Source organism: Rhodoferax sp. P2_H8_2 (assembly GCF_056403235.1).
Genome location: NZ_JBFUFW010000001.1, coordinates 337,748 through 353,030 on the forward strand (window position 1 = coordinate 337,748; position 15,283 = coordinate 353,030).

Here is a 15,283-nt window from a genome sequence, read left to right on the forward strand (position 1 = left end):
CTCCGCCGCTGCTCGGGTCGCTGCCCCCCGAGGGGGCTAATTTTCCTTGGGGCGGCCCGGCGGAAAATTGTTGCGGCCCCACTGCGCGAGGTTCAGATTTGCGCGTTTTGCAGCGCGGCAATGCGCTCTTCAATCGGCGGGTGCGACGAAAACAGTTGGCCAATGCCGCCGGCAATACCCATCGCCGCCATGCTCTTGGGTAACTCGCCCGGCACCATGCCACCCAGACGTGCCAGCGCATTTACCATCGGCTGCTTGCGGCCCAGCAACTGCGCAGAACCCATATCGGCGCGGAATTCGCGCTGGCGCGAGAACCAGGCGACGACGATGGCCGCGGCAAAACCGAGCACGATATCCAGCACGATGGTGCTGATGTAGTAGCCAATGCCAGGGCCGCTGTTGCGGTCATCGCCCTTGCGCAGGAAGCTGTCAACAGCGTAACCAATCACGCGGCTGAGGAACACCACGAATGTATTCATCACGCCCTGGATCAGCGTCATCGTGACCATGTCGCCATTGGCTACGTGGGCCACTTCGTGGCCGATCACTGCTTCGACTTCTTCGCGGGTCATGCCTTGCAGCAGGCCGGTCGACACGGCTACCAATGCCGAGTTCTTGAACGCACCCGTCGCAAACGCGTTGGGGGCGCCTTCAAAAATGCCGACTTCGGGCATACCGATACCGGCACGCTCGGAGAGCTTGCGTACGGTCTCGACAATCCAGGCTTCGTCCGCGTTGGCGGGTGACTCGATGACGCGCACGCCAGAGGTCCACTTGGCCATGGGCTTGCTGATCAACAGCGAGATGATCGCGCCGCCAAAGCCCATCACCAGCGCAAAGCCGAGCAGCGAGCCGAGGTTCAGACCATTGGGTGTGAGGTAGCGGTTGACGCCCAGCAGGCTGGCCACAATGCCCAGCACCGCGACCACCAATACGTTGGTCAATACAAACAAAATAATGCGTTTCATGGTTTCTTTCTGTTCCAGCCCACGGTGGGGCTATGCGCGAATGGTAGGGGCGAGACCGCCAAATTCAAGTTCCACGCCCGAAGTGCGTACGGAGTTTACGGGCTTTGACGCCGGGCCCTATACGAGCCGGGGTGGGCGAAATACATCGGCATCCGCGTAGAACTGCGGATCTGCATTGGCTGGCCACCAGCCTGGCACACCCAACACCGGCAAATGCGCGAACGGCTTGGCTGCCAGCTTTTCGGCACACAAGTGCGAGGCCACCGCATGATCCAGGGCATCCAGGCTTGCTATTGAATTGATAGCTGCTTGCGCACGGTAGACGTGCGCTGTGGCCGGTTTTCTTGGGTAAACCAGCTTTTCCAGCAGGGCGTGGCCAAACAACACCAGTTGCACGTCTTTCCAAGCTGCACGCTCGACAACGAAAAGGTACTGCCAGTCTTTGCGCACCAAGGCATCCCAGACTGGATCCGGGCCAACAAAGAATGCCGCGTTCTCATCGAATACGGTCAGCGCATCGCGCGCCGGGCCGCGCACGGGCTGGATACCGGTTTGCGCAATCTGCGTCGCTTGCAGCTGGTTCAGTCGTGTTTTGGTAACGGGGAAATGCAGCCAGCTGAGACCGTTGAAAAAGTCATGCAAACCGTCACGCGTAGGAACCTGCTGCGTCTCGAAGATGAACTGTTCGTAGGCCATGCCCATGGGCAATGCAGATTGCGGCACAAAGCGCACTGGGCTGGCGGCATCGCAGTTCAACGCATCAGCGCAACTGCGCCCCGCCATGACTTCGCTACCCAGCTTCTCCCCAAGCCCCCGGTACGGTGTCAACCATGGCGCCGACCAGTCCACTGCGTCTAGACCATGCGCCACTGCAAGGCTTCTCCGGCGGCCAGCGGTTTGAGACTGGCATCGCCAAACGCGTAGCTCTCCGGCGGCGTCCAGCTCTCGCGCTTCAGCGTGATGGTGCCCTTGTTGCGTGGCAAACCATAAAAGTCTGCGCCATGGAAGCTGGCGAAGCCTTCCAGCTTGTCCAACGCACCCGTCGCATCGAACGCCTGTGCATACAGCTCCATCGCCGCATGCGCGGTGTAGCAGCCCGCGCAGCCACTGGCGTGCTCCTTCAGATGCGCCGGATGCGGCGCGCTGTCGGTACCGAGGAAGAATTTGGCAGATCCGCTAGTCGCCGCCTTCACCAAGGCCAGGCGGTGCGTTTCACGCTTCAGCACCGGCAGGCAGTAGTAGTGCGGGCGGATACCGCCGGTAAAAATCGCATTGCGGTTGTAGAGCAAGTGGTGAGCGGTGATGGTGGCGCTAGTGAATCGATCCGCCTGCGCCACATACTGCGCGGCATCCTGGGTCGTGATGTGCTCAAACACGATCTTCAGCTCGGGGAAATCTTTGCGCAACGGGATCAGTTGGGTGTCGATGAACACGGCTTCGCGGTCGAACAAATCGATATCACTGGACGTCACCTCGCCATGCACCAACAACAGCATGCCCGCCTTTTGCATCGCCTCCAAGGTCTTGTAGGTCTTGCGCATATCGGTCACACCGGCATCGCTATTCGTCGTAGCGCCCGCCGGGTACAGCTTGGCCGCGACGACGCCCGCATCTTTGGCCCGTGCAATCTCATCAGCGGGCAGGTTGTCGGTCAGGTACAGCGTCATCAGCGGCTCGAACTGAATGCCTGCAGGCACCGCCGCCTGAATACGCGCTTTGTAGGCCAGCGCCTGCGTGGCAGTGGTCACCGGCGGCTTCAGGTTGGGCATGATGATCGCGCGGCCAAATTGAGCGGCGGTATGCGGCACAACGGTGTGGAGTGCCTCTCCGTCGCGCACATGCAGGTGCCAATCGTCGGGGCGGGTGATGGTAATAGCGTCTGTCATTTGGCGTTCACGATGCCTTTGAAATCGTAGGGAACCACGATGGTTTGCACTTTGCCGGCGGCTACGCCCTCGGCAATCTTCAGATTGGCCATTGCATTCATGTAGCCGATGGCGCCAGCATTGGCGTTCAGCGCGGCAATGCGCTCGGCTTCCTTCTTGGCGGTCTGTACTTCGACCTCCTTGGTCTTCAACTCGTTTTGCGCGCGCACCAGCTCGTTGGCGCTGTTGACGATCACGTCGGCCGGCATGATGGAGCGAACCTGCACTTGCGACACCGTGATCTTGTCGGCCAGCTTTTCTTCCGTCAGCGTCTTGATGATGCTCTCGCGGATTTGCTGTTCGATTACCGGGCGGTTGTCCGCCATCTTCAGCGACTCGTAACCGCGCGCCACCTTGTAAACCGCGTTGCGCGCTGTCAGCGCAACATAGTTTTGCATCAGCAAAATGTCGCCGTTCTTCTCGCCGGTGTTGCCGTGGAAGGTTTTGTTCTTGGTGGTCCACAACTCCGATACCGCAGACGGGTTGACGTTGTAAACCACGGTCATGTCAAAGTCCTTGACGGTGGAGTTGTCCGACGCCAGCGGTGTCAGGTTGTCCACGGCAACCGCAACGTCCTGGATCTTGAAGGTCAGGATGTCGCCGACAACGGTCTGGTTGAACGAACCGGGCAGGCGTTCGGTCGGGTCAGTAGTCTTGTCGAAATTGACGCGCAGGCCTACCTCACCGGTTTCGATGCGGGTGCAGCCACCCAGTATAGAAAGGGACGCGATGGCGACCCAAATTACATTCCGTTGTTTCATATTCAAGTTCCCTTAAAGGCTTATTGCTGCGCGTTTGTAGCAGGAGATTGCGACACCAGGTATTCCCACAGGCTCTGTGTGGCGCTTTGCGCGCCACGGCTCTGCGCCCGCTGTGCGGCAGTGAGGGTGCGCCCAGCCTCCTTGCCCGACGGACGCTCGCGGTAGGCGCGCACCTCCATCGTGATCTGCAAATCTTTGGTGCCGGGCGGCAACGCGCTGACCAGCTTCTTTGAACGCAGGTCTTTCTTGACCGCGCTGTACGGCAAGAAGGCCACGCCGTGGCCTTCCAGCGCCATCGCCTTCAGGCCTTCGGCCATATCGGTTTCGTACACGCGGTCGAAATGGATGGCGCTGGGCGCCTGCTTCAAAATCAGCTCCACCATCTGGCCCAGATAGGCGCCGGGGGCATAGCCCAGGTAAGGCAAGGGCTGCCCTGCAGAACCGGGCAAAAGGTACATAGGCGCGCCCTGCGCATCGGGTTTCACATAGGGCGCCACTACCTCTTCGCCCAGGCTCACCATCTCGTAGCGGTCAGTATCCAGCTGGTAGGGCTGCGACGCGTGGTGGTAGCCAATCAACACATCGCAACTGCCTTCCACCAGGCGCATCACCGCGTCATGCACGTTCAGCGCAATCAGCCGGCTTTTGATCGGTCCGAACTTTTCACGCAGGCCAGAGACCCAGGCCGGAAAAAAAGTGAAGGCCAGCGTGTGCGGCACGGCGAATTCGATGAAGTCCTGCCCCGCTGCACTTTGACCGCGCAACATCGCGCGCGTGCTTTGCAGGGTTTGCAGCAACTCCATAGACTGGTCGTACAGCGTCTCACCTGCGGGCGTGAGACGCGTGGGGTAGGAGCTGCGGTCCACCAGATCGGTGCCTGCCCAAGCCTCCAGCGACTGGATGCGCCGCGAAAACGCCGGTTGCGTCACATGCCGCAATTGCGCCGAGCGGCTGAAACTGCGGGTTTCAGCGAGCGAGACAAAGTCTTCAAGCCATTTGGTTTCCATGGGTCAGCATTATGCGCAGGGCGCATAACTAGGGCTTAGTGCGCGGGTTGGCTGGGCGAGACTATCGCCAGATAGGCCGCACGGGTTTGAGGCGCCACCGCAGCAATAACCTGCTCATAGCTGGTTTTATGCTGCGCCAACAGCCGACTTGAAGCCACCGCCTTGGATCGGCAAAACCAGTGGCAGGTGTGCTGCATCAACATCAGCTCCGCGGTGATGGTGAAGGCTCGGTCCTTGGGGGCAGACTCCATGGGAACGGCAATGGCTGCGGCCAACGCGTCTGCATGCAACTGCATCAGCTTGCGCGCATCGATGGTTGCTGCGGGAAAAATCTTGTGGGCCCGCGGAAACGCAACCGGCAAGGTGCTGATCAGCGCGTCATCGGCCCAAACTTTGGAAAACGCATCGGCAAATTGCCGGAACTGCGTGTTCAACCGGTCTTCCTGCAACGCCAAATACCCCCAAACCTGTGTCTGGCGCTCTGGCTTGTCCTCACCCAGGGCGCGCATATAGCCGTCCATCAGGGTCTGCATCAGTTTTTCAAGCTCAAACCGGGAGAGCACCTCCCCGAGCAACGCGATGCGCTGACGCTGCTCCTGGCTCTTCAGTACAAAAAAACCGACCGCAAACGCAAAAGGAATCAGTAACTCCATCGCTCAGGACTTGTATTTCACGGAGCAGCCATACGGCTTGCTGACAGGCACACTGACGGCCTTGCCCGACAGCGTCTCCTGCAGGCCCTGGCGCACATAGTTCACCGCAGTCTTGATGTCTTCCGTGCGCGAGGAGGGAATGCTGTCGATGCCGCCTGCGTACAGCAACTGGCCTTGCGGGCTCACGATGTACATATGCGGCGTGGTACGGGCACCATAGGCCTTGCCCGTGGAGCCGCTCGCGTCCATCAAAGTCGATGCAGGTGAGGCCTTTTGTTCTGCCATCCAGCGGCCCAGTTGATCGGGCTTCAGGTAGTCCACGTGATCGGTTTCCGTGGAGTTGATGCTCAACCAGACCACACCCTGGGCTGCTGCTTCTTTTTGCAGCGTCTGCATATTGCCGGAGCCATAGTGCTTGCGCACAAACGGGCAGCCCGGATTGGTCCACTCCAGCACCACATGCTTGCCCTTGAAATCGCTGAGGCGCACGGTTTTTCCCGCCGTATCGGTCAGGCTGAAATCGGGCGCGGGCTGTCCAACGCCGGGCACGGCCTGCGCGCTGAACGCCAGCGCCAATCCGGCGATGCCGAGAATGAGGGAGGAAAAAATGGGGCGCATGGCACTGCTCCTGTAAAAGTGGGCGCTACCGCAGCGTGGTCACTGCGGTTTTGGGTTTGACCTGCAACCAGTATCGCTTGTCCTTGATCGGTGTCAGGGCTGGCAGCAAGGGATTGGGCAATTCGATAATTTGCCTGCCCTCGAGGTTGGAGCGGTTGATCACAGCAGAAAAGTGCTCCATGAACAAACGGTCAAACGAGCCATCGGTGATGGCCAGCTCCAGACCACGGCGTATGGATTCAGCCAACGCTCCGTTTTGGCGACTGACAAAAAAATACATGGCTGCACGGTAGTGCAGCGCCAGCGTGGGCTCAACGATGAAGTGCTTGTCGCGGTTCATCTCCAGCTCGCCCCATATCTCGTGAATGGAACGCGGGAAGTACTGGACGGTCTTGTTGCCCAGCATCAGGAACAGATCGCGGTTGCTGCTCGCAACGTCCACCCGGAAGCCGGCATTTTGCAAAATGGCGGTATCCGGCCAGTCGTGGCCTTGCCCTGCGACCATTTTCTGCAGGTCGGTAGCTTGGATACCGGCAAACTGCGGGGCATCGCTCTCACGTATCAGCAGCAGACGCCACCCCAGCAGGCCACGGTCAATGGGAATGCGCACTGGCAGCAATTGCTCCTCGCGCTCGGCGGAGGTTGTGGTCCAGATCACGTCCAGATTGCGGTTGGCCCGCAACTCGGCAATCGCCCGTACCTGCGGCATGAAGTCCGTATGGGCACGCATCTGGTATTTCTGACCTGATTTGGACAGCGCCAGGGCCAAAAGCTGGATCGGATACGCATCGACCCGGTCTTTCTCGGATACCGCCCGCGGGTAAATAACCACCGTCTCGGCCCGGGCGCCCAAGCTGAATAACAAGACCAGCAGCGCAAGCCCAAAGACTTTGATTCGCAGATGTTTTGTCATTTCATTCCAACGTTTCTGCAGATCGTAGCCCTCTTTGCGCAGTCCATCCACAAATTTGGGCAGTTCGTCCATAAGTCATTGCCGTGCCGCAAAGCCCGGCGAAAATACGCGGCAAATCCCTTCCCCCGGAGTTTCTTTTGAAAAATACAAAAATCACCGCCATTGCACTGGCATGTGCCTCGCTTTTGTCCACCGCCTTCGCCCAAGAAGCCCCCGTCGGCGGCCCGGGTGAGGGGCCGACCCGCACACCGGGCTCGCGCCTGGACCGCGTAGACGTCATCGCCAGGCAACCCAACGACACCGACCTGCGCCGCCGCGCCAAGGTCGCCAAACAGATCTATGGCCGCGAAGAAATGGACAAGTACGGCGACACCAATGTGGCCGACGTGCTCAAGCGCCTGCCCGGCGTGACGATGCAGGGCAACGCGCCACGCATGCGCGGCCTGGGTTCGGGTTACACGCTGGTTCTGATCAACGGCGACCCGGCACCTCCTGGCTTCGCACTGGACCAGTTGGATCCCTCACAGGTCGAGCGCATCGAAGTCGCCAAGGCACCGACCGCGGACCAGAGCGCGCAGGCCGTGGCCGGTTCGATCAACATCATCCTGAAAGAAGCGCCCAAGGTCTCGCAGCGCGATTTGCGCATTGGTGTGGGCTACAACGTCGACAAGCCCACCGTGCAAGGCAGCTTCACCATTGGCGAGAAGTGGGACAACAAGTCGCTGTCGCTGCCGATCTCGGTATTCCAGTGGCGCGGCCTGAACGCCAGCACCACAGAACGCTACCAGCCCGGGCTGGACGGCGCACCTGCACTGTCCACCCAATCCTCTGAAACTTCCTTTTTCGGCCATGGCTTCAACCTGGGGCCACGCCTGAACTGGAAGATCAGCGACGATGAAAACCTGACCTGGCAATCCTTCCTGCAGCGTGGCGTCTGGAACAACCTGTCCCGCTACGACAGCCAGGTCATCAGCGGCAACCCCAGCCTGGATGACAACAACGACATCACGGGCACCTGGCAAAACGTGCGCAGCAACCTGCAGTACGTCAACAATTTCAGCGGCACTGAACGCATCGAGCTGAAGGCCGGGCTGCAAGCCTCCAAGGGCACCTTTGATTACCAGAGCAACCGCGCCGGGGTCACGCAATTGCGTGCGTTCGGTGACAACGGGGAATCCGGTGCGACCCAGGCCGGTAACTACACCCGTCTGTTGAACGACGCGCACAGCATGACCGCCGGCTGGGACCTGGAATGGCGCCAGCGAGATGAAAAGCGCGATGTGACGTTGAAGGGTGTGCCACAAACCACCGAGTACGAAGGCCAGCCCTTCTCGGCCCGCATCACACGCCAGGCACTGTTTGTGCAGGACGAATGGGAAATCGACAAGCAATGGTCGACCTACCTGGGCGTGCGTGGCGAACGCATTGAGACCAAAAGCCAGGGTGTGGGCACTGACATCAACAACACCAGCAGCGTGGTCACGCCCATGTGGCATCTGAATTACAAGCTGACACCCGAAGGCAAGGACATGGTCCGCGCCAGCATCACGCGCAGCTATAAGGCGCCCAACCTGGGCCAGATCGTGGCGCGCCCTGCGTTGTCCAACCTGTTCCCCGACACCAACAAGACCAACACCGAGCTGTCACCTGACCGCTTGGGCAACTCCGGCCTGCTGCCGGAACTGGCGACCGGACTGGACGTGGCCTACGAAAAATACCTGGCCGGTGGCGGCATGGTCAGTCTGGGCGTGTTCTACCGCAACATCAACAACCTGATCCGCAACGTCAGCACGCTGCAGACGGTGGACTATTCCCCCGTGCAGCGCTGGGTATCGCAGCCCAAAAACTTCTCCAAGGCCTCGACCAGCGGCATGGAGCTGGAAGTCAAGGGCCGCGCCGGTGAGTTGTTCCCGTCGCTGTTCGATGCCAAGCTGCCCTTGAATCTGCGCACCTCGCTGAACTACTACCACTCGGAAGTGGAGGCCCTGCCCGGCCCGAACAATCGCCTGGATGGCCAGCAGCCCTGGTCCGGCAACATGGGCTTTGACTACCGCTTCAACGTCGGCCCCCTGCCCGTTACCGTGGGCGGCACATTGGGCTACACACCAGGCTACACAACGCAGCAGTCGCAAAGCCAATCGCAGTACCAATCGCGCACACGCAGTGTTGACGTGTTTGCCCAATGGGCCTTCAGCCGCACACTGTCGGCACGCATTTCGGCCAACAACCTGATGCCGCTGGACACACAGTCGCAAACGTTCTCGACAGACGGCTACTACACGAGTAACGTGAACCGTTCCCGCACCAACTACCAAGCCGGTGTGGAAATCAAGTTCTAGAGCTCTGAAGAAAGCGTCGCACCATGTCTGATCTCGTTTCCTACCAACTGGCCGATGGCGTTGCCACACTGACCCTTAGCAACGGCAAGGTCAATGCGGTGTCGCCCGATCTGATCGCGGCGCTGAACGCTGCTTTGGACCGCGCGGAAGAAGACAAGGCCATCGTGATCCTGACCGGGCAGCCCGGCATTCTGTCGGGCGGGTACGACCTCAAGGTCATGACCGCTTCACCCGAGGCTGCGATTGGTTTGGTCACGCAGGGCAGCACCCTGGCGCGGCGCATGCTGGCGCACCCCTACCCCATCATCGTGGCCTGCAGCGGCCATGCGGTGGCCAAGGGTGCGTTTCTTCTGCTGTCGGCCGACTACCGGATCGGTGTGGAAGGGCCGTTCAGCATTGGCCTGAACGAAGTGCAGATCGGCATCACGCTGCACCATGTGGGCATTGCGCTGGCGCGTGACCGCTTGCGCAAGTCAGCGTTCAACCGCTGCGCGATCAATGCCGAAATGCTGAACCCGCAGGCGGCGAAGGATGCGGGCTTTCTGGATGCGGTGGTGTCTGCAGAAGAGCTGATGCCCACGGCGCTGGCAATGGCCCAGCATTTCAAGAAGCTCAACATGACGGCGCACAAAAATACCAAGCTGAAAGCGCGCAAGCCTTTGCTGGATGCGCTGGACGCGGGAATTGAACTGGATAAAGTGGCTGGCTTGGGCTGAAATCAGTCCGGCATCAGCAGTTCATGGGGCTTGACGCCCAGCGAATGCGCCAGGGCCACCAGCACAATCAGTGTGGGGTTGGCAGAGCCCGACTCAATGCGGCTCAGGTAGGTGCGAAAAATTCCGCATCGCTCCGACAGCACTTCCTGGGACAGTGCCAATCCCAACCGGAGTTCTTTGATGCGTTTTCCAACTATTTTTTTATAGTTGATTCCAAGTTTCTTCACTTGCCAAGTGTCTGACCAACGTCCAGGAATGGGAACACATTCATTCGTACATTTGGGTTCAGCAGGCTTGCGGGTCATGAAACCATGTGTAGAGGGCACATGTAAGCGCGTCCGTGCGCCAGGTCACTTAGCGGAACAATACCTCGCGCCGCATGCGTGGATCGACGCTGATATGCACCCAGATTCCCTCGGCAATGCACTGGTCAAACGCAATAGGCGATGCTGCAATCGCCTCCACAACGGCCTCTGGGGAACCAAAGGCCGTACAGGTGAAGTCTGCCGCAAGACCTTTGGGGTGGCCCTTGTCAGAGAAATACAGCTGCCATGAGGCGCTATCCACCGCCTTGGCCTGCCGATGGCACCACTGTTGGTAGTCCGCTTCACTGTGCATTCTTTCCAGCTCTTCGCAGCGGTAGCCACTGATCAAATGCAGTGGGTAGCCCAGCAGCGCGCGTATTGCGTCCAACGCAGCGACTGTTTTTTCCAGATTTTCCAAAGCGGCAGGCTCGGGTGTGTTGTCAATGCCAAGTCGAGAGGCTAATTTGCTATAGCCCATTGCGGCAATCGGGAAAGTGTCCATCGCCCGCAATGTACGGTCCGATATTGGCGACGTACACACACAGATTCGCACATCGCGCGAATCTGTTGTTGCGGCTGTCAGCGCGAGGGCACCCTCAGGTCATCGAGGTAGTCGTGGGCAATATTGACGGTGGACGATTTGCCTAACGCGGCAAAGCGTTTCGTCAGCCATTGTTTGGCGCAATCCACGCCTAAATCCCGCAAGGTGTGAATCAGTTTGGCGTCGGTCGCCGACTTGGTCGAGGCAGCGAAACCTTCCAGGATGGCACCGCCATCGATACGGTGCATCAACACGTTCTTGTAACGGCTGGGATCGAGCTTGCCCTCGATCAGCAATCGTTTGACAAAGTCAATCGCGCGCATTTCGGCCATCAGCGCGGCATTGAACGTGATCTCGTTGACACGGTCCATGATTTCTGCGGCCGTGGTGGGTAGCTTGTCGCGCTTGATCGGGTTGATCTGCACCAGCACGATATCGCGGCTCTGGCATTGGTAAATCAGTGGATGGAAAGCCGGGTTGCCTGAATAGCCCCCATCCCAATAGTGTTCACCGTCAATCTCCACCGCATGAAAGACGGTGGGCAAACAGGCCGAAGCCATCACCGCCTTGGCCGTGAGGCGTTTCCCCGAAAACACTTCCGCCTTGCCAGTAGTCACCGAAGTGGCCACTACAAAAACCTTTAGAGACTTGAATTCCGCCAGGCGATCAAAGTCAATTTTCTTTTCCAGAAAATCCTTCAACGGGTTGATGTCCATGGGATTGCTTTGGTACGGCGACATGGAACTGGTCCAGAACCCGGTCATCGCGTCCGTCATCATCCCCGCCATTCCGCCGAACAGCATGTCAAATGGAAATTTCTGCGCCTGCGAGATGGAAGAGGTCAACGCACCCAGCTCCACCACGCCCTCCCAGAAGCTCTTCAGCGAAGCGCGGGCCGATTCGCGCATCTCCTCGGGCGCCTTGCCCGCCGCCTGCGCAAACCCATGGGCCATGGCCACCGCGTTCATCGCGCCGGCGCTGGTGCCACTGATGCCTTCCAGCGCAATGCGGCCATCCTCCAGCAGCGCGTCCAGCACGCCCCAGGTAAAGGCGCCGTGTGAACCACCGCCCTGCAATGCCAGATTGATCCGGGGTCCGGACCCGGAAAGAACGGACTCTGGCGCGAAGTGGGAAGGTGTACTCATGGGCCAAGGGTAGCAAACACTGGGCTTTGACGTGCGGCAGCCTGCACCGGTCGCTATATTTTCAGGAGCTGCTCACGCACATTCCATGCGCTTTGCAGGCCTATTTCATTGGAATTATTCGGTGCTTTGCTGCAACGCCCACATCGACGCATAGCGCCCATTGGCCGCCAGCAAGGCGTTGTGCGAGCCGCGCTCGATGATGTGGCCGGCGTCCATCACCAGGATTTCATGCGCGTCCACCACGGTGGAGAGCCGGTGTGCGATCACCAGCGTGGTCTTGTTTTGCGATACGCCCTGCAGCTCGGCCTGGATCGCGCGTTCGTTGGCCGAGTCCAGCGCGCTGGTGGCTTCGTCGAAGATCAACACAGGTGGGTTCTTCAGCAAGGTGCGCGCAATCGCCACACGCTGCTTCTCGCCACCCGACAGCTTCAGACCACGTTCGCCGACCATGGTGTCGTAACCCTTGGGCGCGGCATCGATAAAGCCGTGGATATGCGCCGCGCGGGCGGCAGTCTCCACTTCTTCGCGTCCGGCGCCGGGGCGGCCGTAAGCGATGTTGTATTCCACGGTGTCGTTGAACAGCACCGTGTCTTGCGGCACGATGCCTATGGCCTGGCGCACGCTGGCTTGGGTCACTTGTTTGATGTCCTGCCCGGCAATGGTGATGCGGCCTTGTTGTACATCGTAGAAGCGGTACATCAGCCGCGCCAGCGTGGACTTGCCCGAGCCGCTCGGCCCAACCACCGCGACGGTCTTGCCCGCTGGGATCTCAAAGCTGATGTGGTGCAGTATCACGCGGGCCGGGTCGTAGGCAAAGGTCACGCCTTCAAAGCGCACCGCCGCATCCGCGCCATTTGCTGCCAGTTGCAGCGGCTGTGCACCGGGGTCATCCGCAATCTCGCGTTCGCGCTCCATCAGCGTGAACATCTTCTCCAGATCGGTCAGGCTCTGTTTGATTTCGCGGTAGATCACACCCAGGAAGTTCAGCGGGATGTAGAGTTGCAACATGAAGGCGTTGACCATCACCAGATCGCCCAGCGTCATGCGGCCATCGGCAACGCCGTTGGTGGCGCGCCAGAGCATCGCCACCAGGCAGGTGACGATGATCAGTTGCTGACCGGTATTGAGCAGCGAGAGCGTGGTCTGGCTCTTCACAGCCGCACGGCGGTACTTCTCCAGATTTTCGTCGTAGCGCTTCGCTTCGAAGTCTTCGTTGTTGAAGTACTTAACGGTTTCGTAGTTCAGCAGCGAGTCGATCGCCCGGCCATGGGCCGTGGAATCCATCTCGTTCATCTTCTTGCGAAACTGCGTGCGCCATTCGGTCACCGTGATCGTGAACGTGATGTAGACCACCAGCGCGATGATGGTGATCCAGGCAAACCAGATATCAAACTTGACCGCCAGCAAGGTGAGCACCAGCGCGACTTCGATGATGGTCGGGATGATGCTGTACAGCGAATAGCTGATCAGCGAGTGCACGCCGCGCGTGCCGCGCTCGATGTCGCGTGTCATGCCGCCGGTCTGGCGCTCCAGATGGAAGCGCAGGCTCATCGCGTGCAGATGGCGAAACACCTCCAGGCTGATGGAGCGCGCCGCGCCCTCGGTGGCCTTGGCAAACACCAGCTCGCGCAGCTCGGCAAACAGCGAGGTACACAGACGCAGCGCGCCGTAGCCCACCAACAAGGCCACCGGCACAACGATGATGGCGCTCGGGTCGCCCGGCTTGAACGACATCGCATCCACCAGCGTCTTGAGCAGTACCGGCACACCCACATTGGCCAGCTTGGCACCGATCATGAACGCCAGCGCTGCCATCACGCGCCACTTGTAAGTCCACAGATAGGGGAACAGGCGCGTCAGCGTGCCCCAGTCGGATCGCGCCGGTGCTGGAGTGGCGGCAGAAGTGGCAGTAAGAGTGGAGGAACCGGAGGCTTGCATGTAGGGGTGTGTGCCGAAAGAAGTTAGGATTGTGCCCATGTCTACCAATTCAAGCCCGACCCTGGCCCAATTGCCCACCGAAGAGGAGCTGGTCCTCAAGGTCATCCCCATGCCCGCCGACTGCAATGCCAACGGCGATATCTTTGGCGGCTGGGTAATGGCGCAGGTCGATTTGGCCGGCTCCGTCTTGCCCGCACGCTATGTACAGGGGCGCATGGCCACGGTGGCGGTCAACGAGTTTGTATTCAAGCAACCCGTGCGCGTGGGCGACATTCTGAGCTTTTTCTCCAAAGTCAGCCGCATTGGCCGCACCTCCATCACGGTGAAGGTCGAGGTCTACGCCGAGCGCATTCGGGCGCAGGGCCAATACCTGAAAGTGACCGAGGCCTCGCTCACCTACGTTGCGATTGACGACAACGGCCAGCCGCGCGAAATCCCCAAGACTCCAGCCTGAGAAAACGCTACGTTTTTCATAGCTGCTTACGCACATTCTGCGGGCGTTGCGAGCCGATTTGATGCCTAAATTGCAAGCAAAATATACGCCTCTCGACAGCGCCCCGGATTGCCGCTTAAATGGGGGACTTTCCAAGGAGATTCCTCATGCACTACGTTGATGGATTTGTAGCCGCCGTACCCACGGCCCGACGCGAGGAATACCTCGCCTATGCGACAAAGTTCGCCGAGGTTTTCAAGAAACACGGTGCGCTGAAAGTGGTGGAGACCTGGGGCGACGATGTGCCCGAGGGCAAGCTCACTTCGTTCACGATGGCGGTGAAGCGCGAACCTTCTGAGAGCATCGTGTTCTCGTGGATCACTTGGCCTTCGAAAGATGCGCGCGATACCGCCTGGAAGGCGCTGATGGAGGATCCGGCGATGCAGCCCGGCGCCACGCCCATGCCGTTTGATGGCAAGCGCATGATCTTTGGTGGCTTCCAGATGATTCTGGAAGCCTGAACTTCCCCGAAACGACAGGATTCAAGGATGACCACACCCTCTGCAGACCCCCGCGAGTTGGTGCTCACGCGACTGATCGATGTGCCCCGCGAGAAGCTCTTTCGCTGCTGGACCGAACCCGCACTGATCGTGCAGTGGTTCACGCCACCGCCCTGGAAGACGATTCGCGCCGAGATGGATGTGCGCGCGGGCGGCGCAAGCCTGATCGTGATGCAGGGACCAGACGGCACCGAAATGCCCAACCCTGGCGTCTATCTGGAAGTCGTGAAAAACGAACGCATAGTATTTACTGACGCATACACCTCGGCCTGGGTGCCATCGGCCAAGCCCTTCTTCACCGGCGTGCTGACGTTTGAAGACGAAGGTGGCAAGACGCGCTACACGGCCCGCGCACGGCACTGGACCGCAGAGGATGCGAAGGCGCATGAAGACATGGGTTTTCACGTGGGCTGGGGCATCGCAACCGACCAGCTCGCAGCGCTCGCCGCCACGCTCTGAGC

17 protein-coding genes are annotated in these 15,283 nt (G+C 59.8%); 5 read left to right on the forward strand and 12 right to left on the reverse strand.

Going from position 1 to position 15,283, the window contains the following annotated elements; translation table 11 throughout:
• Window positions 1-92 precede the first annotated feature (92 nt).
• From htpX to AC1DV6_RS01685, 8 genes are all read right to left on the reverse strand, one after another.
• Window positions 93-968 carry a protease HtpX gene (gene htpX / locus AC1DV6_RS01650; RefSeq protein WP_477974489.1) on the reverse strand — a complete coding sequence of 292 codons (876 nt, stop codon included), beginning with the start codon at window positions 966-968 and terminating at the stop codon, window positions 93-95.
• 117 nt (window positions 969-1,085) lie between these two features.
• Window positions 1,086-1,838 carry a DUF3025 domain-containing protein gene (locus AC1DV6_RS01655; protein WP_477974491.1) on the reverse strand — a complete coding sequence of 251 codons (753 nt, stop codon included), beginning with the start codon at window positions 1,836-1,838 and terminating at the stop codon, window positions 1,086-1,088.
• Window positions 1,823-2,854, reverse strand: coding sequence for a dihydroorotase (pyrC, locus tag AC1DV6_RS01660; protein ID WP_477974493.1), 1,032 nt, complete (start codon window positions 2,852-2,854; stop codon window positions 1,823-1,825). Before pyrC ends, AC1DV6_RS01655 begins: the two co-directional genes overlap by 16 nt.
• The gene (locus AC1DV6_RS01665; RefSeq protein WP_477974495.1) at window positions 2,851-3,654 is read right to left on the reverse strand and encodes an SPFH domain-containing protein; all 804 of its coding nucleotides are present in this window, start codon (window positions 3,652-3,654) and stop codon (window positions 2,851-2,853) included. The genes pyrC and AC1DV6_RS01665 overlap by 4 nt, the downstream gene beginning before the upstream one ends.
• 20 nt (window positions 3,655-3,674) lie before the next feature.
• Complete coding sequence (locus AC1DV6_RS01670) at window positions 3,675-4,661, reverse strand: LysR substrate-binding domain-containing protein (protein WP_477974497.1); 987 nt, start codon at window positions 4,659-4,661, stop codon at window positions 3,675-3,677.
• Between the two features lie 35 nt (window positions 4,662-4,696).
• Window positions 4,697-5,314, reverse strand: a complete 618-nt coding sequence (locus AC1DV6_RS01675; protein ID WP_477974499.1) for a hypothetical protein — start codon at window positions 5,312-5,314, stop codon at window positions 4,697-4,699.
• A gap of 3 nt (window positions 5,315-5,317) precedes the next feature.
• Window positions 5,318-5,932 carry a thioredoxin family protein gene (locus AC1DV6_RS01680; RefSeq protein ID WP_477974501.1) on the reverse strand — a complete coding sequence of 205 codons (615 nt, stop codon included), beginning with the start codon at window positions 5,930-5,932 and terminating at the stop codon, window positions 5,318-5,320.
• A 25-nt stretch (window positions 5,933-5,957) separates the two neighbouring features.
• Window positions 5,958-6,845 carry a hypothetical protein gene (locus AC1DV6_RS01685; RefSeq protein WP_477974503.1) on the reverse strand — a complete coding sequence of 296 codons (888 nt, stop codon included), beginning with the start codon at window positions 6,843-6,845 and terminating at the stop codon, window positions 5,958-5,960.
• A 137-nt stretch (window positions 6,846-6,982) separates the two neighbouring features.
• Here AC1DV6_RS01685 and AC1DV6_RS01690 point away from each other — a divergent pair, with 137 nt between their 5' ends.
• Window positions 6,983-9,184 (forward strand): TonB-dependent receptor plug domain-containing protein, encoded by a 2,202-nt coding sequence (locus AC1DV6_RS01690; protein WP_477974505.1) that lies wholly within the window; start codon window positions 6,983-6,985, stop codon window positions 9,182-9,184.
• A 23-nt stretch (window positions 9,185-9,207) separates the two neighbouring features.
• Window positions 9,208-9,900 carry a crotonase/enoyl-CoA hydratase family protein gene (locus AC1DV6_RS01695; RefSeq protein ID WP_477974507.1) on the forward strand — a complete coding sequence of 231 codons (693 nt, stop codon included), beginning with the start codon at window positions 9,208-9,210 and terminating at the stop codon, window positions 9,898-9,900.
• 2 nt (window positions 9,901-9,902) lie between these two features.
• Here the strand turns inward: AC1DV6_RS01695 and AC1DV6_RS01700 are convergent, their stop codons facing one another.
• The 4 genes from AC1DV6_RS01700 to AC1DV6_RS01715 form a co-directional block, all read right to left on the reverse strand.
• Window positions 9,903-10,205, reverse strand: a complete 303-nt coding sequence (locus AC1DV6_RS01700) for a helix-turn-helix domain-containing protein (RefSeq protein ID WP_477974509.1) — start codon at window positions 10,203-10,205, stop codon at window positions 9,903-9,905.
• A 49-nt stretch (window positions 10,206-10,254) separates the two neighbouring features.
• The gene (locus tag AC1DV6_RS01705) at window positions 10,255-10,707 is read right to left on the reverse strand and encodes a D-Ala-D-Ala carboxypeptidase family metallohydrolase (protein WP_477974511.1); all 453 of its coding nucleotides are present in this window, start codon (window positions 10,705-10,707) and stop codon (window positions 10,255-10,257) included.
• 77 nt (window positions 10,708-10,784) lie between these two features.
• The gene (locus AC1DV6_RS01710; protein WP_477974513.1) at window positions 10,785-11,891 is read right to left on the reverse strand and encodes a patatin-like phospholipase family protein; all 1,107 of its coding nucleotides are present in this window, start codon (window positions 11,889-11,891) and stop codon (window positions 10,785-10,787) included.
• Window positions 11,892-12,005: 114 nt separating this feature from the next.
• On the reverse strand, window positions 12,006-13,829 hold the full coding sequence (locus tag AC1DV6_RS01715) for an ABCB family ABC transporter ATP-binding protein/permease (protein ID WP_477974937.1): 1,824 nt from the start codon (window positions 13,827-13,829) through the stop codon (window positions 12,006-12,008).
• 37 nt (window positions 13,830-13,866) lie between these two features.
• Between AC1DV6_RS01715 and AC1DV6_RS01720 the strand changes: the two genes are divergently transcribed.
• The 3 genes from AC1DV6_RS01720 (at window position 13,867) to AC1DV6_RS01730 (ending at window position 15,281) form a co-directional block, all read left to right on the forward strand.
• Window positions 13,867-14,283, forward strand: a complete 417-nt coding sequence (locus AC1DV6_RS01720) for an acyl-CoA thioesterase (protein WP_477974515.1) — start codon at window positions 13,867-13,869, stop codon at window positions 14,281-14,283.
• A 146-nt stretch (window positions 14,284-14,429) separates the two neighbouring features.
• Window positions 14,430-14,783 carry a DUF1428 domain-containing protein gene (locus AC1DV6_RS01725; protein WP_477974517.1) on the forward strand — a complete coding sequence of 118 codons (354 nt, stop codon included), beginning with the start codon at window positions 14,430-14,432 and terminating at the stop codon, window positions 14,781-14,783.
• Window positions 14,784-14,810: 27 nt separating this feature from the next.
• On the forward strand, window positions 14,811-15,281 hold the full coding sequence (locus AC1DV6_RS01730; RefSeq protein WP_477974519.1) for an SRPBCC family protein: 471 nt from the start codon (window positions 14,811-14,813) through the stop codon (window positions 15,279-15,281).
• The last annotated feature ends 2 nt before the right edge of the window (window positions 15,282-15,283 follow it).